The 18,398-nt window shown below is 66.6% G+C and carries 19 protein-coding genes; 9 read left to right on the top strand and 10 right to left on the bottom strand.

Translation table 11 applies throughout. From position 1 onward, the window contains the following. The first annotated feature begins 26 nt into the window (after positions 1-26). Positions 27-2,318, top strand: coding sequence for a tRNA(Met) cytidine acetyltransferase TmcA (tmcA, locus tag F3H10_RS06725; protein WP_149784028.1), 2,292 nt, complete (start codon positions 27-29; stop codon positions 2,316-2,318). Between the two features lie 70 nt (positions 2,319-2,388). Here the strand turns inward: tmcA and F3H10_RS06720 are convergent, their stop codons facing one another. The 8 genes from F3H10_RS06720 to F3H10_RS16015 form a co-directional block, all read right to left on the bottom strand. Further along, positions 2,389-2,691 (bottom strand): DUF7344 domain-containing protein, encoded by a 303-nt coding sequence (locus F3H10_RS06720; RefSeq protein WP_149784027.1) that lies wholly within the window; start codon positions 2,689-2,691, stop codon positions 2,389-2,391. A gap of 64 nt (positions 2,692-2,755) precedes the next feature. Next, positions 2,756-3,157 carry a DoxX family protein gene (locus tag F3H10_RS06715; RefSeq protein WP_149784026.1) on the bottom strand — a complete coding sequence of 134 codons (402 nt, stop codon included), beginning with the start codon at positions 3,155-3,157 and terminating at the stop codon, positions 2,756-2,758. Positions 3,158-3,232: 75 nt separating this feature from the next. Beyond that, a complete protein-coding gene (locus F3H10_RS06710; protein ID WP_149784025.1) occupies positions 3,233-3,853 on the bottom strand; it encodes an alpha/beta hydrolase in 621 nt (206 codons plus the stop codon). A gap of 14 nt (positions 3,854-3,867) precedes the next feature. Continuing rightward, on the bottom strand, positions 3,868-4,266 hold the full coding sequence (locus tag F3H10_RS06705; protein ID WP_149784024.1) for a DUF5778 family protein: 399 nt from the start codon (positions 4,264-4,266) through the stop codon (positions 3,868-3,870). 60 nt (positions 4,267-4,326) lie between these two features. Beyond that, positions 4,327-5,277 carry an HhH-GPD family protein gene (locus F3H10_RS06700; protein ID WP_149784023.1) on the bottom strand — a complete coding sequence of 317 codons (951 nt, stop codon included), beginning with the start codon at positions 5,275-5,277 and terminating at the stop codon, positions 4,327-4,329. A 120-nt stretch (positions 5,278-5,397) separates the two neighbouring features. Next, on the bottom strand, positions 5,398-6,738 hold the full coding sequence (locus F3H10_RS06695) for an aminotransferase class III-fold pyridoxal phosphate-dependent enzyme (protein ID WP_149784022.1): 1,341 nt from the start codon (positions 6,736-6,738) through the stop codon (positions 5,398-5,400). A 104-nt stretch (positions 6,739-6,842) separates the two neighbouring features. Next, the gene (locus F3H10_RS06690; protein ID WP_066411259.1) at positions 6,843-7,118 is read right to left on the bottom strand and encodes a PadR family transcriptional regulator; all 276 of its coding nucleotides are present in this window, start codon (positions 7,116-7,118) and stop codon (positions 6,843-6,845) included. A 398-nt stretch (positions 7,119-7,516) separates the two neighbouring features. Then, a complete protein-coding gene (locus F3H10_RS16015) occupies positions 7,517-7,663 on the bottom strand; it encodes a hypothetical protein (RefSeq protein ID WP_188127887.1) in 147 nt (48 codons plus the stop codon). Between the two features lie 122 nt (positions 7,664-7,785). Between F3H10_RS16015 and priS the strand changes: the two genes are divergently transcribed. From priS to F3H10_RS06670, 4 genes are read left to right on the top strand one after another with little or no spacing between them, the layout of a single operon-like run. Further along, the gene (gene priS / locus F3H10_RS06685; protein ID WP_149784021.1) at positions 7,786-8,949 is read left to right on the top strand and encodes a DNA primase small subunit PriS; all 1,164 of its coding nucleotides are present in this window, start codon (positions 7,786-7,788) and stop codon (positions 8,947-8,949) included. Next, on the top strand, positions 8,946-10,004 hold the full coding sequence (locus tag F3H10_RS06680) for a DNA replication complex subunit Gins51 (protein ID WP_149784020.1): 1,059 nt from the start codon (positions 8,946-8,948) through the stop codon (positions 10,002-10,004). The genes priS and F3H10_RS06680 overlap by 4 nt, the downstream gene beginning before the upstream one ends. 60 nt (positions 10,005-10,064) lie before the next feature. Next, positions 10,065-10,688, top strand: a complete 624-nt coding sequence (locus F3H10_RS06675; protein WP_149784019.1) for a DUF998 domain-containing protein — start codon at positions 10,065-10,067, stop codon at positions 10,686-10,688. Between the two features lie 23 nt (positions 10,689-10,711). Then, positions 10,712-11,983: an MBL fold metallo-hydrolase gene (locus tag F3H10_RS06670; RefSeq protein ID WP_149784018.1), complete on the top strand. Its 1,272-nt coding sequence runs from the start codon at positions 10,712-10,714 to the stop codon at positions 11,981-11,983. A gap of 60 nt (positions 11,984-12,043) precedes the next feature. Here the strand turns inward: F3H10_RS06670 and F3H10_RS06665 are convergent, their stop codons facing one another. Together F3H10_RS06665 and F3H10_RS06660 are read right to left on the bottom strand one after the other, a co-directional pair. Beyond that, positions 12,044-12,610 carry a hypothetical protein gene (locus F3H10_RS06665; RefSeq protein ID WP_149784017.1) on the bottom strand — a complete coding sequence of 189 codons (567 nt, stop codon included), beginning with the start codon at positions 12,608-12,610 and terminating at the stop codon, positions 12,044-12,046. Between the two features lie 15 nt (positions 12,611-12,625). Continuing rightward, positions 12,626-13,213: a DUF7344 domain-containing protein gene (locus tag F3H10_RS06660; RefSeq protein ID WP_149784016.1), complete on the bottom strand. Its 588-nt coding sequence runs from the start codon at positions 13,211-13,213 to the stop codon at positions 12,626-12,628. A gap of 459 nt (positions 13,214-13,672) precedes the next feature. On the opposite strand from F3H10_RS06660, the gene F3H10_RS06655 reads away from it, so the two are divergent. From F3H10_RS06655 to F3H10_RS06640, 4 genes are all read left to right on the top strand, one after another. Further along, on the top strand, positions 13,673-14,428 hold the full coding sequence (locus tag F3H10_RS06655; protein ID WP_149784015.1) for a hypothetical protein: 756 nt from the start codon (positions 13,673-13,675) through the stop codon (positions 14,426-14,428). A gap of 6 nt (positions 14,429-14,434) precedes the next feature. Further along, the gene (locus F3H10_RS06650) at positions 14,435-15,088 is read left to right on the top strand and encodes a hypothetical protein (protein ID WP_149784014.1); all 654 of its coding nucleotides are present in this window, start codon (positions 14,435-14,437) and stop codon (positions 15,086-15,088) included. 448 nt (positions 15,089-15,536) lie between these two features. After that, positions 15,537-16,280 (top strand): hypothetical protein, encoded by a 744-nt coding sequence (locus F3H10_RS06645; protein ID WP_149784013.1) that lies wholly within the window; start codon positions 15,537-15,539, stop codon positions 16,278-16,280. Positions 16,281-16,595: 315 nt separating this feature from the next. After that, a complete protein-coding gene (locus tag F3H10_RS06640) occupies positions 16,596-18,290 on the top strand; it encodes a DUF1102 domain-containing protein (RefSeq protein ID WP_149784012.1) in 1,695 nt (564 codons plus the stop codon). Positions 18,291-18,398 lie beyond the last annotated feature (108 nt).

Below are 18,398 nucleotides of genomic sequence, written 5' to 3'. Positions count from 1 at the left end.
CCCCCGCGCCCGAGAAGGGCCGTCGAATGATCGCGGAGCTGGCGAGGGACCTGAAACGCGAGGCCGAACGGGCGAACCAGCGGCGGCTCCTCGTGCTCGCCGGCGACCGCGACCGCGGCATCGACGCCGCATACGACGCGATCGAGGCGATCGGCGTCGACGAGGGAAGCGTCTCTCTCGTCTCCACCCGCGAGGGGTTTCGATTCGAGCGAGTCGCCCCGCGCGGCGCGAACGACCTCCTCGGTCGAACGCGAGAGGCCGTCGTTCTCGACTGTCACGACCGGTTCGTCCCGAACGCACTGGGTCGAGCCGCGGGCGCGGTCGACGGCGGCGGGCTCTTGGTGCTTTTGACGCCCCCGCTCGACGACTGGCCGGGGCGGCGGGACGGCTTCGACGAGTCGCTCGCGGTTCCGCCGTTCACGCTCGCGGACGTGACGGGTCGGTTCCGCGAGCGGCTCGTGGGGACGATACGGACGCATCCCGGCGTCGCCGTCGTCGATCTGGGCGAAACGGAAGAGGGGGTCGGTGGGAGCGGAGACTGGACGCCCACGATCGAACGCGAGGGGCTCACCCACCCGTCGCCGGCGCGGGCGCGGTCGCCGCCGACCCGCCCCGCGACCGCGACGTTTCCGGAAACCGTGTACGAGGCGTGTCTCACCGCCGACCAGTCGCGCGCGGTCCGCGTGCTGGAGTCGCTGTCGACACCGGGGTCCGCGGTGGTCGTCGAATCGGATCGGGGACGGGGGAAGTCGAGCGCCGCCGGGCTCGCCGCCGGCGCGCTCGCGCTCGACGGGAGCGACGTGTTGGTCACCGCGCCCGCCTATCGCAACGCCGCGGAGGTGTTCGCCCGTGCCCGGGAGGTCGTCGGTGCGGACGACGACGAGGGCAGCGACGAGGGGACGAGCCCGAACGACGCTCGAACGATCCGCGCTCCCAGCGGCGGCTGCGTCCGGTTCGCGTCGCCGGCGACCGCGGCCGAACTCCCCGAGGACCCGGACTGCGTCGTCGTCGACGAGGCGGCCGCGCTCCCGGTGCGGCTGCTCGAGCGGTTCCTCGCCGCGCCCGCGGTCGCGTTCTGTACGACGGTTCACGGCTACGAGGGGGCCGGCCGCGGCTTCTCGGTGCGCTTCCGCGACCGGCTGGCCGAGAGCGACTTCGCGGTCCGCGACGTCCGGCTCGACGAGCCGATCCGGTACGCCCGCGAGGACCCGGTGGAGTCGTGGGTCGCACGCGCGCTGCTCCTGGACGCCCGCCCGGCGGTCCCTGAGGCGGTCGCCGGGACGACCGTCGACGACGTCCGGTACCGGGCGCTCGCGCCCGACGAACTGCTCGACGACGAGGTCCTCCTCGGCGAGGCGTTCGGGCTGCTCGTGGCCGCGCACTACCGGACGGAGCCGAACGACCTCGCGCGGCTGCTCGACGCGCCGAACCTCGCCGCGCGGGCCCTCGTCGCCGGCGATCGCGTCGTCGCCGTCGCGCTGTGCGCCCGGGAGGGCGGGCTCGACCCGGAGACGCGCGCGGGGATGTACGAGGGCGAGCGCGTCCGCGGGAACATGGTGCCGGACGTGCTCACGAGCCAGCTCCGCGACGAGTCCGCCGCCGAGCCCCGCGGGCTCCGAACCGTCCGGATCGCGGTCCACCACGCCGTCCGCGACCGCGGACTCGGATCCCGCCTGCTCGACCGGGTTCACGGGGAGTTCGCGGACGACGTGGACTACCTCTCGGTCGGGTTCGGCGCGACGCCGCGGCTCCTCCGCTTCTGGCGGCGGGCGGGCTACCGGAACGTCCACCTCTCGACCACCCGCAACGACGCCTCCGGCGAGTACTCCGCAGTCATGCTCCGGCCGGACGGCGAGGCCGGGAGGTCCCTGCTCGACCGACACGCAGTCGCCCTCCGGGACCGCGAGCGCGACGCGCTCTCGGACGCCCACCGCGACGTCGACGCCGACGTGGTCCGCGGCGCTCTCGCGGCCTGTCCCGCGTCCGAGTCGATCGATCTCACGGACCACGAGTGGCGAGCCGTCGTCGGGGCGTCGTTCGGTCCGGGGATGTACGACGTCGCGCCGGGCGCGTTCCGCGACCTCGCGGTCGCGGTGCTGGTCGGCGGAAGCGGCGATGTCAGCCTCGACGACCGCGAGGAGCGGTTGCTCGTCCGAAAGGTGTTACAGGGCCGTCCGTGGGAGGCGGTCGCCGACGAACTGGACTACGTCTCGACGGCGGCGTGTATGCGCGCGCTCGGGTCGGCGTTCGAGCCCCTCGTCGAGTGCTACGGGACCGACCTCGCGCTGGCGGAACGCGACCGGTTCGTCGACCGCTGAGCGTCGGAGTTCGGTGATTCGGAAGATCGGAGAGCCGAGGAACGGAGAAATCGAAAGATCGGAAAACCGGTCAGTCGTCGGCGGACTCCGGGTCGTGGACCGGGATCGGGAGGTCGGCGACGTGGTCGGCGGCCTCGGAGAAGTTCGGCCCGGGTTCGATCTCGCCGGTCTCGGGGTCCCACTCGATGTAGCCCGCCTCCTCGAGCGCGGGGAGGTGGGTCTCGCGAAGCGCGGCCTCGATCTCCTCGGCGCGGCCGCGAGGTCGAAGGTCGGTCACCGATTCGACCGCGTCGTCGGCGATCGCCGCGACGACCCGTCGTCGCGACGCGAACTCGAGCGGCGACGTGTCGGCGGCAGTGGTGTCGTGGGCCATGGTCGGTTCCGTGTGTATTCGTAATCACACGGTACGGAGAAATAAAACTACGGGCGCGCTCGACTCACTCGGACCGATACGCCCGTCGGAGGAAGACGAGCACGCCGCCGAGCATCGCCAGGTTCCCGAAGAAGGCCAGCCGTTCACCGTCGCGGTCGTCCTCGTCGGCGTCCCAGAAGTCGTGCATCGTCACCGTGATGACCGCGAGGAAGGTGGCGGCCGCGCCGGTCGCGATCCGAGGGAGCCGCCAGAGCGCGATCCCCAACCCGGCGACGACCATCGTCCCGGATCCCAGCGGGGCCGCGATCTCGGGCAGCGGAACGCCCGCGGAGTCGGCGTAGTCTATCGTGTCCTCCATGTCGCGGAAGTCCTCGGAGGCCTGAAGCGCGAGCCCGAGTCCGAGCGCGACCCGGCCGAGCCGTGAGAGCGACTCGCCCGCGTCGGATTCCGATGTATCTCCGTTCATGTCCCACACGACGCACGCGAGGTACAAAACTCTACAGTCGGCGGCGGGGCGTTTCGGGGTCGCCATCGAACGGACTCACGACCGCGGTTCGAGAAACGCCGCCGCCGCCTCGCCGACGTCGACGGCGCGTCCGACGAAGAAGTGGTCGGACTCGAAGGCGACGGTCCCGATCCCCAGCACTCGCGCGCGCTCGACCACCGGCTCCCAGTCGGCCGTCGAGTCGCGGGTCGCGTACCCGATCCGAACGGGGACGTTCCCCGCCGCGAGGTCGTCGAGTGCGGCGACCGCGTCGACATCGGCCGCGAGCCGATCGGTCGGCGCGAGCGCGAAGACGCCGGAGAGATCCGGTCGACTCGCGGCCGTAACGAGCGCGACGGTGCCGCCGAAGGAGTAGCCGAACAGCCCGACCCGGTCGTATCGGTCGATCGCCCAGCCGACGGCGTCGTCGGCGTCGGTACACTCGCCGTACCCCTCGTCGTACTCGCCGTAGTCGAACCGCAGACAGTCGATCCCGAAGTCGGCGAGCGCGTCGCTGACGGCGGTCAGACGCTCGTCTCCGCGGTGGCCGCCGTGTCGCGGGTGCGGCGGACAGGCGACGACGACCGCGTCGGCGTCGGTGTCGACATCGTCGCCGTCCGCGACGTCCAGCGTCGCGCGCACGTCGCGGCCGCCGGGGATCAGGACGGTGTCGCTCACGGACGGGGCAGCCGTCAGGGCACCTGCGTCACGCGGTCGACGCCGTCGAGATCGGACAGGTCGGCGGCGAGCGCCTCCTGGTCGACGCCGGCCTCGTAGTAGAACACCACGTCGAAGGTACCCTCGCGCAGGAGCTGTTGACACTCCCAGACGAACGCCTCCTCGTCGAGGGTGCGCCCCTGGAACTGGTTCGAGGAGAAGTCGGTGTCGTCGTTGCCAGCCTCGATGAACGTCTCGCCCTTCCCGGCGTGGTCGGCGATGACCTCGTTGGCGTCGACGGTGAGCTCGTGCATCTCGAGGTCCTCCTGGCCGGAAAGCTCCGTGTGGACGATACAGCCGACGAGTTCGATGTCGCCGGGCTCGAGGAGCGCCTTCGTCCGCTGATAGAGGTCCGACTCCAGGGTCTCGCTCATACCCGATCGTTCGGTTCCGACGCTAAACGAGTGACGGTTCGGGCGCGGCGGTGAACCGCCCTATCGGAGCAGAGCGACCGTCCGATCGTCCCCTTCCTCGATCCGGACGAGACCGTCGTCGGCGAGGTCCGAAAGGAGACCTCGCAGCCACTCCCGTCCGTGTTCCCCATCAGGAGTGTAGTCCACGCGAATCCGATGGCCGAGCGTGTCGAGATCCATCTCGTCGTGCTCGCCGAGGAGCCGAACGATCCGCCCGCGGAACTGTCGCCTGCTCCCCTCGAAGCTCGGCTGTGTCGGAACGTCCGGCGCGGTGAAGTCGCCGGTCCCGTAGGCGTGACACCACTCGCGCCACGGGCAGCCCGCCTCGTCACACCGCGGTTGCTTCCCGCAGGCGACGCCGCCCAGTTCCATGATCGCGTTGTTCCAGACGCGCGACTCGCCGTCGGGCATGAGCAGCGAGGCGACCCGCTCGAAGGCGTCCTCGTCGTCCGGGACGTCGAAGGCCCGATAGAGCACGCGTTTCACGTTGGTGTCGACGACCGCGTCGCCCGCGTTGAACGCGAAGGAGGCGACCGCGTTGGCGGTGTAGGGACCGACACCCATCAGCTCCCGAAGCTCGCCGGGAGTCTCGGGAAACGTCCCGTCGTACTCCGTTTCGACCTGCGTCGCCGCCTCGTGGAGGTACTTCGCGCGGTTGTTGTACCCGAGCGAGTGGTCGGACCAGAAGGCGACCACGTCGCTTCGGTCGGCGGCGGCGAGGTCGGCGGCCGTCGGCCAGCGCTCGAGGAAGTCCTCCCACGCGGGAACGACCCGGTCGAGTTGGGTCTGCTGGCTCATCACCTCGCTGACGAGGACCTCGTAGGGGTCGGCCGTCCGCCGCCACGGGAACTCCCGGTGGTCCGCCTCGTACCACTCGACCAGCGCGTCGCGGACCGACTCGCGGTCCGTCGGGAGCGACGGGGCGTCGCCGTCGGCCAGCGACGGGGGCGTCCCCTCGTCGGATTCGACCATACGACCGGTCGGGCGGCGGGCGGTTTATCGGTGATGGTCCGGGGCGGTCCGGATCGGCCGTAGCGGTCGGTCGGTGGTCGGGCGGCGGTCGGGGGCGAGCGGGCGTCCCGCGACGGTCCCTCAGGCGACGTCCTCGATCGCGGCCGTCAAGAGCTCACAGCCGAGCTCGATCTCGCGTTCGGTGACGTCCAGCGGCGGGAGGATCCGGATCACCTTCTGGCCGCACGCGAGGGTGAGAAGTCCGTGTCGGACCGCCCGGTCGACCACCTCGTCGCGGCGGTCCGTCGTGTCGAACTCCACGGCGAGCATGAGTCCCTTCCCACGGACGTCGACGACGCCCTCGGGGTCGGCGTCGCGCATCGTCTCGAGGAACTGCCGGCCGCGTTCGCTGGCGTTCTCCATGAGTCCCTCCTCGCGGATCGCGTCGATCGTCAGCGAGCCCTGAAGCGCGCCGATGACGTCGCCGGCACCCCACGTCGAGGAGATCCGACCGGTCTCCTCCGGGAACACGTCCGAGCGGGAGACGGTGGCACCGACGCGGAGGCCCTTCGCGCTCGTGATCACGTCGGGCTCGAGCGCGTAGTTGTCCGCGCCCCACATCTCGCCGGTGCGGCCGAGCCCGGACTGGATCTCGTCGGCGATGAGGGTGATGTCGTGTTCCTCGACGAGGTCCGCGATCTCGTCGGTGAACGCCTCCGAGGGGAACCGGTAGCCGCCCTCTCCCTGGATCGGTTCCATGATCAGGTACGCCACCTCGTCGGGGTCGATGTGGCCGCTCTTCGGGTCGAGCTTCTCGCGCAGTTTGGACTCGCCGCCGGCGAAGAAGCCGCACGAGCAGGTGTCGGCCGAACAGGTCCGGTCGTCACAGAACGGCACGTCGTGGACGCCGCTCATCTCGGGGAAGTCCCGGCGGTAGACGGACTTCGAGCGGTTGAGCGAGAGCGCGCCGAGCGTCCGGCCGTGGAAGGCACCCTCGAAGGTGAGCGCGTACTTCGCGCCGTCGGCGTCGTCGTAGGAGATCTTGATCGCGTTCTCGACCGCCTCCGCCCCGGAGTTCGAGAGGAAGACGGTGTCCATGTCGTAGTGGGAGGTGATGTCGGTGAGCCGGTCCATGAGGTCGGCGGGACCGGGGGACGCCTCGCCCGGCGGGTTGCCGTCGGAGACGTAGAAGTCCTGACCCGCGATCTTCGTCGGGTCGACGACCCCGAACTCCTCCATCGGCTCGGTGATGAGCGGGTTGTTGTACCCGAGCGGGGCGGCGGCGACGTGGCTCGTGAAGTCCATGAGGACGTTGCCGTCGACGTCGGTACAGAAGGGCCCCGTCGCGGGCGCGCTGCGGTCCCAGACGAACTCGTAGACGTACGTGCTCGGTGCCGCCGATCGGTGGTGGTAATCGACCCACTCCTGGGCTCGCTCGCCCGGGAACTCGGTCACTTCGGGTGTTACGGTGTCACGGTCCATACACTAGTGTGTATCCCGGCCGCGAAAAAACAGGGGGCTACCATGGGAGGAGGGTCCGTGACGGACGTATCGATGGGAGAACGGAAGGGAACGGGTCGGGTCGGTCAGTGTTCGATGTACGTGGTCTCCCACTCCGTGCGGGCGTCGATCTCGCGTCGTCCGCGGCGCGTGAGCGTGTAGTAGTTCGTGCGACGGTCGCGTTGTCCCTTCTCGACGAGCCCCTTCTCGACGAGCGTATCGAGGTTCGGATAGAGCCGGCCGTGGTGGATCTCCTTTTCGTAGTAGTCCTCCAGTTCGTCCTTTATCGCCAGTCCGTGCGGCTCCTCGAGGCCGGCGATCACGTAGAGCAAGTCGCGCTGGAAACCTGTGAGGTCGTACATGCGGCTATGCGGACATATATGTGGAAAATAAATAAATATACCGTTACATCCGATCCCGAATACGGAAGCATCCGACACGTATCGCACCGATGTGAGCCGTTCAGTACTGTCAAATAAGAGACCATCATTCCCGGATCGACGACCGTTTTCGGCGTCTAACTGACATATGGGATCCGACATTATCTCGGCGAACTCGAGGGACCCCCACCGAACCGAGACGTCAACGTCGACGAGCCGTCGGCTCGCGATTCGATCGTCGAGAACGAACGCAGGCCCCACGCGGAAAAAAGCCGCGTGAGGCGGGCGTTCGAAATTGGTCCCCGCTGACGCTTCGGCCCTCCAGACGAAGCGTCACCTGACAGTATTGGGTTGATAGTAATAAACCTATCGAGCGCGCGCTACATGTGTTCCTTCTCCAACACCCATCCGAGCGCGCGTTTGTAGTGGGTGAACAGCTCCTCGACGCCGCGGTGGGACATCTCCTCGTCGGCCAACTCCTCGCACAGGAACTCGTACTGCTCGCGGATCTCCTCTTCCGAGCGCATGCGAACCGGTAGGGGAGCCCGATTCAAAGGGTTGTGGTCGCCGCGAGGCGTCGCCCCGACGTCGGGTCGGTTCGACCGCGAGCGACACGCCTATACGGCGACCCCGGATACACGACGGAACGATGGACGATCGGACGCGGGAGTACCTCCGGGGTCGGTTCGGCGACTACTACCGGGAGGTCTCGCTGTCGCCGCCGCCGGACGCACACCTGCGCGAGTGGGGACACATCCCGTGGACGCCCGGCGCGGGCACGACGATGGTCCGCCACCAGTCGATGTACGACCTGGGCGATCTCGACACGTTCTTCGCGGACAACGCCCCGCGACACGCGTACTTCTCGGCCGCGCGCTACGACGACCCCGGCGCGTCGACCATGTCGAGAAAGGGGTGGCGCTCCGCCGACCTCGTCTTCGACCTCGACGCCGACCACCTGCCGGGGGTCGACCCGGAGGAGGCGACGTATCGGGAGATGCTCGCGGCGTGCAAGGACGCCCTCCTTCGGCTGCTCGACTTCCTCGAGAACGACTTCGCCTTCGAGGACCTCTCGGTCGTCTTCTCGGGCGGACGCGGCTACCACGTCCACGTCCGCGACGAGGCGATTCGAGAGCTGGGAAGCGAGGCCCGCCGGGAGGTCGTCGACTACGTCCGCGCGATCGACCTCGACGTCGACGGACTGATCCGGACCGTCTCGGACCGTGGCACGACGAAGCGCGTGCTCCGCACCGAGGGCGGCTGGGGCGCGCGCGTCCACGAGGCGCTCGTCGAGTACGCCGACGACCTCCGGGAGATGGACGACGAGGACGCCCGAGAGCGACTGATGGAGCTCGACGGGATCGGCGAGGGACGCGCGAAGACGATCCTGGGCGCGTTCGACCGCAACCCCGACGCGGTCCGCGAGGGGAACGTCGAGGCCGGCGGGCCGGGCGTCCGACGGCTCGTCTCCGCGCTCGCCGCTCGGGTGGCCGCGACCGACGCCGCCCCGATCGACGAGCCGGTGACGACCGACACGCGTCGGCTCATCCGCCTGCCCGGAACGCTACACGGCGGGTCGGGACTCGTCGTCACGCCGATCGCGCGCGACGAACTCGACGCGTTCGACCCCCTTCGGGACGCGGTCCCCGACCGCTTCGTCGGCCGCGACATCCGGATCGACGTCGACGCCGATCGGACGGTAGAACTAAACGGAAAGAGGTGTACGATCCAAGCCGGCGAGAACACCGTACCCGAGTTCGCGGGCGTCTTCCTGATGGCCCGCGGCGAGGCGCGGAAGGCCCCCGAACGATGAATCTGGACGAACTGCGCTCGGTACAGGCGAAGGAACGCCGCAAGGACAGCCTCCAGCACCTGCGGGACGCCTTCTACGACGACGTCGCCGCGTACGTCTCCGACCTGCGCGCCGCGCGCGACCGGCGCGCGGAGCAGGTCGACAACCCCTTCTCGGACGACGACGTCCGGCGGATGTCCGACGAGCTCGAGACCGCGGAGGAGGTCGCGGAGGCGCTCTACGAGCGCCGCGTCGGCAAGGTGGTCAAGCTCGCGTCGTTCGCGGCGGCCGAGATGTCCGTCGAGACCGAGGGGATGACGACCCAGGAGCGCGCGCTCTTCGACGACCTCGTCGCGCGGATCCGCGCGAACAAGTCCGAGGTCCTCGCGACGCTGGCCGGCGACGTGCCGACCGCGGGAGACGACGGAACTCCTCCGGATCCCGAGCGGGAGGGGGAGCCGGCAGGAACCCCGACCCCCCGCGACGACGACGCCGGGTCGCCGGCGAGCGAACCCGACCCGCCACCCGAGACGGGAACCTCGGACGACCCCGATACACGGGAGACTGACGAGGCCGTCCCGCCGGAATCCGAGGGGTCCGTCCCGCCGGAAGCCGACCCGAATTCGGACGTACTGGCGGGAGCGATGGGCGGCGACTCGAACCCGTCCACGGCCGATACCGCGAGCACCGACGGCGGCCCGACGACCGTGGAACCCGACCCCGCGCCTCCCGGTGCGCCGGGCGTGGATGATCCGGTCGCCGACGGCCCGGAGACGACCCATGCCCCGAAACCGACGACCGACGGCCCGGAGACGGCTGCGAGCGACCGGACGGCCGACGATCCGGGACCGATGGGGGACGGGACGGCCCCGTCCGGAGGGATCGAGGCTCCGACGACGGACGGAACCGACACGCCGGAGATAGACCGGGAGACCGTCCGGATCACTCGCGACGTCGGCGAGATATTCGGCGTCGACGAGCGCGAGTACGACCTCGCGAGCGAGGACGTCGTCACCCTCCCCGCCGCGAACGCGAAGCCGCTCGTCGAACGGGACGCCGCAGAGCGGATCGAGTGAGCGAGCGCGAGTCGCTCCGCGGTCACGACCCTTTTCGTCCCGACTCCCCTCCGTTCGTCCATGAACGACGACGCAGGTCCGGGATCGCTCCGGGAGGGTCCGATTCCCGTGCGCACGCTCGGCGCGGCCGCGACGCTCGCCGCGCTCGGCGGGATCGTCCTCGCGATACGCCTCGATCCGACGTTCTCGTGGACGGCCGACGCGCTCTCGGACCTGGGCGTCCGCGACCGAAGCGCCCCGGTCTTCAACGGGGGACTGGTCCTCGGCGGGCTCGCGGGGCTCGGCTACGCGGCCGGGCTGTGGGAACGCGGGCGGGCGAACACCGCGGGTCGGCTCCGAGCCCTCGTCTTCGCGCTCGCGATGGTCTCGATGGCCGGCGTCGGCGTCTTCGATCTGACGCGGCCGCTCCACGCCCCGGCGGCGGTCGGCTTCTATTCCCTCGTCACGGTCGCGTTCGGGATCGACGGAGTCGTCCGTCGGAGCGTCGCGACCGGCCGGGTCGCGCTCGCGTTCGTCCCGGTCCACGTCGCCGTCTGGGCGACGTTCCTCGCGGGGTACTGGCCGGTGACCGGGCTCGCGCTCCCAGAGCTTCCGGGCGCGCTCATGCTCGCCGCGTGGGTGTGGTTCGTCGGCCCACTGCCGGTGGTCGGCGGACGTGAGGTCGGCGGGACCGACGGACACTAACCCGGTCGCGGGCTACGGGGGCCATGGACGTCGAGTTCCTCGGCGGGGCCCGCGAGGTCGGCCGGAGCGCGGTCCTCGTCGACGGCTCGCTGCTCCTCGACTACGGCCTGTTGACGGCCGACCCGCCGCAGTACCCGATCCGCGACCCCGAGCCCGACGCGGTCGTGGTCTCGCACGGCCACCTCGATCACGTCGGCGCGGTGCCGGCGCTCCTGAAGGGCGACCGGCGGCCGGCGGTCCACTGGACGCCGCCGACCGCCGACCTCGCGAGGGTCCTCGCGCGCGACACGCTGAAGCTCCACGGGAACAGTCCGCTGTGTCCGTTCTCCGAGGAGCACGTCGCCCGCCTGGGTGAGGTGGAGGTGCGACACGGCTACGGCGAGTCGTTCCCGGTCGCGGGCGGGGTCGACGGCGGCGGGAGCGATGCCGGCGGGACCGGATACGAGGTGACGCTCTTCAACGCGGGTCACGTCCCCGGGTCGGCGCACGTGCTCGTCGACGACGGGGACACTCGCCTACTGTACACCGGCGACTTCCACACCGACGACCAGCGGCTGGTGTCGGGGACGAGGGCGCGGCCCGACGCCGACGTCGTGATCTGCGAGTCGACCTACGCCGACGTGACCCACGAGGAGCGCGCCGCGGTCGAGACGCGCTGGGCCGACCGTGTACGGACGACGATCTGGGAGGGCGGGACCGTCGTCGCGCCCGCGTTCGCGATCGGCCGGACCCAGGAGCTGATGCTCGTCGCCGACGCCAACGACCTCACCCCCTACGTCGACGGGATGGGAAAGGAGGTGACGCGGCTGGTCCGCCGGCATCCCGAGTTCCTGCGCGATCCCGAGGCGCTCCGGCGCGCGAAGGGGGCCGCCCGGTTCGTGACGGGTCGGGACGGCCAGCGCGAGCGGATCGCCGCCGACAACGCCCTCGTTATCACCACGAGCGGGATGCTCGCCGGGGGACCGGTCCACTCGTACCTCCCCGAGATCCGGACGAACCCGACGAACGCGGTGACGCTGACGGGCTACCAGGTCGAGGGGACGCCCGGCCGGGAGCTACAGGAACACGGCCGGCTGGAGTTGAACGGGCGGGTTCGACCCGTCAGCGCGCGGGTGGACTCCTTCGACTTCTCCGCGCACGCGGACCGCGAGGGGCTGGAGTCGTTTCTGGACGACTATCGCGACTCGCGCGTGCTCGTGAACCACGGCGACCGGTGTGTCGCGTTCGCCGAGGACCTTCGGGCGGACAGGTTCAAAGCGAGCGCGCCGGAGTTGGGCGAGCGGATCGAACTCTGAGGATCGGAGGAGGATAGTCGCCGTCGGCGGTGGGGAAGGTGCTTCGAGAATCGACGGGTCTCACGTCACGACCGTGAGATCACTCGCGTCGACGGTACTCGTATTCGTCCCAGTGGTGTTTGTAGTGGTCGAATTCGTCGAAGTCGTGTTCCCGGAGGTATCCGGCGACTCACACGTCACGGTGTGGGTACGCTCCAGCGAGACGTTGACTCCTGACCCGTTCCCGGTCGCCACGAACCTGAGATCGACCTCCTCGTCCGCGTCAGAACAGGTCAGCGTGACCTCGATCGGCTCTTCCTCTCCCTGGTCGAGGGTGACGTTCACGTCCTCGTGACGCTGCCCGCCGGCCTCGACCGTGACGTCGAGCGTGAGTTCGCCGCTGAACCGATTGTGGTACTCGACGACGACTGTGGGGTCACCGCTTTCGACGGTGTCAGTGACCGCTTCGTAGCCGAGATACGCGTCCTCGTCATCGGTCACGTTGACCGCGAGTCCGCGGTCGGCCTCCATCGCGGAGAAGCCAGCCGTGCCGAAGACGAGCCCGACCGCCGCCGTGAACGCGAGCAGGACGCTCAGGGTACGCAGGGCGCTCACGCGGGCCGGCGGCGTTCGGCTGGTCGTGCTCATTCGTAGTTTTATCGCTTATTCGCGCTTTCGGAGCTCCGGTGGTTTCTCCGTGTTGCCGAGGCGCATCCGGCGGCCGATGGCGTAGTGGGCGGCGGCGGAGATCCCGAAGGCGGTGGCCGTGAACATTCCCACGTCCAGCGGGGCGAACGCGGCGAACCCCGGCGTGCCGGTCGCGACCGCGAGAAGCAGCGCGACCGCGACGCCCGCGAGCCCGACGTAGTAGAGGCTCCACGGGATCTCCCTGGTTCCCAGTACCTCGACGTAGATGTCGAGGTTCTCCAGTTCGGGCGTCGCCCAGACGAGGTTCTCCTCCTCGTCGAACGTCACGACGTTCTTCTCCTCCAGTTTCGGGAGGTGGGTGCGCTGGAGCGTGCTGTACACGTTCCGTCGGTCCTCGTACTCGACCTCCTCGGGTTCGACACCGACCTCCCAGGCGGTGACGTGCGTGGAGAGGTCGGAGACCTCGACGGCCCCTTCCTCGCGTTTGAGTGCGTGAATGACGAACCGTCGGCGACGGTTCGAGAGTACCTCGAAGATCTCGTCCTCGGAGAGCTCACCTCCGTTCGCGTTCGACTCGGTCGCCGTGGCGATAGTGGATAGCATCTGTGTCGGGACCCTCCTTGATCACCTACCGGTCGAGCACCTCCGTCCCCGAACCGGTAGATTTCGCTTGTAGCGTGTGAGAGGAGATGACATAAATAGGTTGGATAATTAACTTGTTAGTTTCAGAAATCTGATGATTGAAGCCCGCGATCGGTATCCGCGAGAGAAGCGGTTGAATTACGACAGGGAGCGCGTACGGCCCTTCAGGGAGCCATCGATCGACCATACACGACCGCCTGAAACCCGCTATGAGGGACACATGGTGTTCACGAGCACGGATCGATGGCGTCGTGAGCCGTGCTCGAATCGCATCGATCGGGACCCTTTGACCCATCGAGTCCGACCCGCGTACATGTCGAGGATCTCATAACGAAGTACCTCCCTCCGTATGTGACATCCAAGCACTCCCGGCCCGGACGTCCGGGTTGCGGGGGTGTGCGAACACAGGTGAGATACGACATGGAACGGCGCAAGTTCGTGATCGGTGTGGGATCGCTCGCTGCCGGCGGGGCAGCTGCAACGGGGACTGGTGCGTTTACCGCTGCGGAATTAAATGGACGGACCGCAAGTATCGGAGTCGTCGATGACACTCAGGGGCTGATCGGCCTCGAAGCCGGAGATAGCGAACTGGTTACTGACAGCGGAGGAGATACTGGCAACGAGCTACAGATCGATTTCAATACGGGGGTTAACGGTAAAAGCACCGGTGTCAATCCGAACTCCACCTACCAAGTTGGTGGACTTGGTGGAATTGATAATCTCGATCAGGTTCCAGGTAGTGGTTCTGGGACGAGTGCCCTAGATATCGCGATTGACACTACTTCGGATATCGAGAACAATTGTGCCTTCCGGCTGATGAACCAATCGGGCAGTAGCCAGCAGATCGAGATTACGTATCAGGCTAACGATAGCCTCCCATCCGGAGCGGAGGTCTACATGATCTCTCACTATGATCAGGGAGACGGTGAACCTGAAGAAACCAGTGCTCTCGAAGCGCGGGCAACGCCGGACGATCGGAGCGCAAGTATCCTGTACGACGAAGAGAGTCAATATTCCAGTAACGTTGCCAGTGGTACTGACGTTGAGGTCACCCTGATCGTTGATGTCGATGATGTGAGTGCCCCTGATGATCTCGGTGGAGAAATCGTTGTGCGTGCGGGAAGCCACGACGACTTTATTGATACGGACGATTCAGACGATTCCGCTCCTGAATAACTCGTCATGAACAGACGTGATGTCGTGGTTGGGCTGGGAGGGCTGGTTAGTACGGGAGCGTTAGCTTCCGGTACCGGCGCGTTTAGCGCTGCGGAAGTCTCTCGGCAGGCGAGTATCAGCGTCGTCAATGACAACAATGGTCTAGTCGGATTGATTGCGAATCAGGAGATTGCGGGCGTTCAGATGGATGGCGGTAGCGAGTTGACGATCTCGCTCGGAGATGGTAACAATCCTGGAGTAAACGTCAATTCGGTGTATCAGTTTGGGGCCTTCGTCACTGACGATGAAGTGAGTGACATCACAGGCGACACGTTCTCCGTGGTTACAGACGGAGATCCTTCCGATCTGAGCACCGGACAGGATTCGCTTGAATCAGCGTTCGCCATCGTGAACCAATCGCCACAGGACCTCTCAGTCACTGTGGATTTTGACCTCAACGACGACATTGATGGCGGAACGGCGTATGCCTTCGAGCTACAATCATCTCAAGGCGGTAACGGTACACGGGAAGGTGTTACGACGAGTCCCGTCACCGGTGAACTCCCCGCAGAGTTGGCTACCGGTGAGTCGATCGGAGTTTCGTTCATCATCAATGCGCTGGAAGGTACTACAGGTGATGCGATCTCTGGTAGTCTAAGCATCTCTGCGGAATCCGTTTAAAACACCGATTTTTCCCACTGTGGTGGGTTCCGGCTAAAGGGTCAAAAATCATCCGGGGAACCGGTCATAGATTGTGACAACGGTTTCGCTTCGAATAGATTCAATATAATATATAACTCAACATAATATAGTGGTGTGATTGCTATTGTAGTTCATTTGGAGTATCGATTGAACTGTATCGAGGATCGCCTTCGAGAACCCAGATATTCATTTACTCTCCCGAGACAAGTGCCTGAGGACTACTATTACGGTAAGTAGTATCACAGGGTTAGAATAATAGAGCCATGAGCCGTGCTCTTTCTGATCAAAAAATCTTGAAATTTTAATGAGCTGAGGTTGGTTCATATCGAGGATATCATAACGAAGTACTTCCCTCCGTATGGGTTATCCGAGCGCTCCCGGCCCGGATGTCCGGGTTGCGGGTGTGTGAACGCAGGTGAGATACGACATGGAACGGCGCAAGTTCGTGATCGGTGTGGGATCGCTCGCTGCCGGCGGGGCAGCTGCAACGGGGACGGGCGCGTTTACGGCTGCGGAACTAAATGGACGGACGGCGACTATTGGAGTCGTCGATGACACTCAAGGGCTGATCGGCCTCAAAGCCGGAGATAGCGAACTGGTTACTGACAGTGGAGGAGATACCGGTGACGAACTACAGATCGATTTCGATACGGGGGTTAACGGCAAAGACACCGGTGTCAATCCGAACTCCACCTATCAGGTCGGTGGACTCGGTGGAGTCCCCAGTCTCGACACTCTCCCCGGGGATCCCCCTGCTGAGGATGCTGCCGCCGACTTGGCAATCGATACAGAAACCAGTATTGAAGAAGAATACGCCTTCCAACTTCTCAACCAATCCGGTAGTGATCAGAACGTGGAGATCACATACGAGGCAAACGATGCGTTCCCGGATAATGCCTCGCTATACATGATTTCACACTATGACGAACCAGCGGATGATAATAACAGCGCGCTTGTAGCCTCATCCGAGCCCGATGCGCGACGTGCGAGTATCTTATACACCGATGACCCAGATGTGAATTGGTCGACAGACGTCGACTCTGGTCATAGTATTGAAGTTACTATAATCGTTGAAGTAGGTGAGGTTGGTTCTGGCGAGAGTCTTGGAGGTACCCTCGTCGTGCGTGCGGGAAGCCACGACGAATTCACCGACGATCCTGAATCCGCCTAACTAATCACCACAAAAACTCTGTCACTGTGGATTTCGATCTCAGCGATGACATCGATGGTGGAACGATAAATATAATCCATGGTCTAAGCATTTCCGCGGAATCAATCTAATACACTTTTAGTCACACTAGTAGATCAGAATAATATATTATGCCGCGGTCGAATATCGACTAGCACTAAGGTTCTCTGTATCTTCCATCGGACGTATTCTTACGCCTTTCCTGAATGATATCAGACTTTACACCGTCAAAAACCATCGCTCGATGCCCCATCGAGGACCGATTACTTTGGTGTCTGTGGATTGATATCCAAGTCGATGAGCATCCGCGGTTCGACGACGACACTGCTGATCCTCGCCGCCATCGCGGCGACTGCCCTGATCCTCTCCACAGGTGCTGCGATCGTCGACGGCCCCACCGATCCTCTCAACGACGAGGTCGCCCTCCAGCCCGGCGACAACCCGTACACCAACCTCGACGAGGACGGCGAACTCGTCATCGACGTCAGCGAGGACAACCCGAACCTCGACGCCGAAGGGGTGAACCCGAACGCCCTCACGGTCGAGAACGACCTCTTCTACGTCGTCTACAACGGGAGCGAGCCGGCCGAGGTGTGGATCGAACACGACTCGCAGGCGGTGACCTTCGTGATCAAGGGCCAACCGGCCGAGAGCAGTGAGAACCCGACGCTTCTGACCGCCGAGGACGAGACCGTTCCGGTCGGCGTCCGGGTCGACACCCGCGTCGCCGACCTGCTGCCGGGCGACCGCGTCCTCGACGAGATCTCGGTCCACGCCCGCCCCGCCGACCCGAAGGCGATCACACAGGAGAACGGCGGGATCGATGGAGACGGGGACGATGAGGACGGAGACGGCGAGGACGATGACGACGACTCCGATCCGACCGTCCTCGTCGACTCGCCCGATCCGACCGCCCGCCAGGTCGAGGTCTACTCGGTCGCGGTGGAGTCGGAGACCGAGGTCGATCTGGCGGACCTCGAGATGGGCGACCCCGCGGTCCGGCTCGACCGTCTGTCGTTCGTCCGGAACCGCTCGGGCGACGTGGAGTTCTCGGTCGAGGGGAGCGCAGAGCCCCCGGAGTCGGTCGAACCCGTGGACCGCCCCGGCGTCGACCCGCTCGGCTACTACGCGGTCTCCTTTTCGGAGCCCGACCAACCGATCGAGGCGGCGACCGCGGAGGTGGTCGTGGACCGCGACCGGCTGGAGGCGGCCGGTGTCGATCCCGAGCGGCTGGCGGCCTACCACGAGACCGACGACGGCGGGGGCGCGGGCGAGGACGACGGCTGGCGGACGACCGAGACGAGAGTGATCGACGAGGCCGACGAGACGGTCCGGCTCGCGGTCCGGTCGGACGGCTTCTCCGCGTTCGCGATCGGGGCCCACCGCCCCGCGCTCGAGCCGATCGAGGCGACCGCGTCCGCCGAAACGGTCGCGCCCGGCGAGCGGGTGACCCTCGAGGTGACACTCTCGAACGTCGGCCCGGTCCCCGCCGAGGACGCAGATCTCCGGGTCCGGACCGTCGACGGCGACCGCAAGGGCCGTTCCGACGGCGACCTCGCCGACTTCGCAGTCGACGCCGAGCCGGGGGCGACGACCACCGAGTCGGTGGCGGTGTCCCTCGAGGAGCCCGGCGAGTACGACCTCGTTCTCGAGGGCGACCGGCTGAGGAAGCCCGCGACCGTCGCCTCGCTCGCGGTGCGGGAGCCCGAACCGGATCCGGACTCCGATCCGGACGACGGGGCGGACACGGACCCTGGAGACGGATCCGCCGACGGGCCGGAGCCGACTCCCGGGACGGGATCCGACGACGGAACCGGATCGGACGCCGGCGGCGAGGAGTCGGTCTCCGGGAACGGCGCGGTCGGCGACGACGACCCATCACAGGAGCCGACGGAACCGGCCGCGTTCGACCCGGCGGACTTCGGCGGACTCGCGGTGCTCGTCGCCATCGTCCTCGCCACGCTGTTCTTAGTGCGCCGCGCGCCGCGGTGATCGACGCCGGGCGCGGTCGGACGGAGATCGGAGAACGGATCGCAGGCTCCGGGAAACGAGTCGGAACTTCGAAAAGGGAGTTCGTGTCGGGGTCCGGACCGACCTGCG

Origin of the sequence: Halorubrum aquaticum, assembly GCF_900113615.1 — an archaeon.
GTDB lineage: Archaea > Halobacteriota > Halobacteria > Halobacteriales > Haloferacaceae > Halorubrum > Halorubrum aquaticum.
This window is presented reverse-complemented; position numbering and strand designations above follow the sequence as displayed.

Coding starts and splice junctions, on each gene's coding strand:
- F3H10_RS06655 (WP_149784015.1), top strand. CDS start 13,673: ATGGAACGGCGCAAGTTCGTGATCGGTGTGGGATCGCTCGCTGCCGGC.
- F3H10_RS06670 (WP_149784018.1), top strand. CDS start 10,712: ATGGACGTCGAGTTCCTCGGCGGGGCCCGCGAGGTCGGCCGGAGCGCG.
- F3H10_RS06645 (WP_149784013.1), top strand. CDS start 15,537: ATGGAACGGCGCAAGTTCGTGATCGGTGTGGGATCGCTCGCTGCCGGC.
- F3H10_RS06675 (WP_149784019.1), top strand. CDS start 10,065: ATGAACGACGACGCAGGTCCGGGATCGCTCCGGGAGGGTCCGATTCCC.
- F3H10_RS06640 (WP_149784012.1), top strand. CDS start 16,596: ATGAGCATCCGCGGTTCGACGACGACACTGCTGATCCTCGCCGCCATC.
- tmcA (WP_149784028.1), top strand. CDS start 27: ATGATCGCGGAGCTGGCGAGGGACCTGAAACGCGAGGCCGAACGGGCG.
- F3H10_RS06720 (WP_149784027.1), bottom strand. CDS start 2,691: ATGGCCCACGACACCACTGCCGCCGACACGTCGCCGCTCGAGTTCGCG.
- F3H10_RS06680 (WP_149784020.1), top strand. CDS start 8,946: ATGAATCTGGACGAACTGCGCTCGGTACAGGCGAAGGAACGCCGCAAG.
- F3H10_RS06690 (WP_066411259.1), bottom strand. CDS start 7,118: ATGTACGACCTCACAGGTTTCCAGCGCGACTTGCTCTACGTGATCGCC.
- F3H10_RS06705 (WP_149784024.1), bottom strand. CDS start 4,266: ATGAGCGAGACCCTGGAGTCGGACCTCTATCAGCGGACGAAGGCGCTC.
- F3H10_RS16015 (WP_188127887.1), bottom strand. CDS start 7,663: ATGCGCTCGGAAGAGGAGATCCGCGAGCAGTACGAGTTCCTGTGCGAG.
- F3H10_RS06650 (WP_149784014.1), top strand. CDS start 14,435: ATGAACAGACGTGATGTCGTGGTTGGGCTGGGAGGGCTGGTTAGTACG.
- F3H10_RS06715 (WP_149784026.1), bottom strand. CDS start 3,157: ATGAACGGAGATACATCGGAATCCGACGCGGGCGAGTCGCTCTCACGG.
- F3H10_RS06695 (WP_149784022.1), bottom strand. CDS start 6,738: ATGGACCGTGACACCGTAACACCCGAAGTGACCGAGTTCCCGGGCGAG.
- F3H10_RS06660 (WP_149784016.1), bottom strand. CDS start 13,213: ATGCTATCCACTATCGCCACGGCGACCGAGTCGAACGCGAACGGAGGT.
- F3H10_RS06700 (WP_149784023.1), bottom strand. CDS start 5,277: ATGGTCGAATCCGACGAGGGGACGCCCCCGTCGCTGGCCGACGGCGAC.
- F3H10_RS06665 (WP_149784017.1), bottom strand. CDS start 12,610: ATGAGCACGACCAGCCGAACGCCGCCGGCCCGCGTGAGCGCCCTGCGT.
- priS (WP_149784021.1), top strand. CDS start 7,786: ATGGACGATCGGACGCGGGAGTACCTCCGGGGTCGGTTCGGCGACTAC.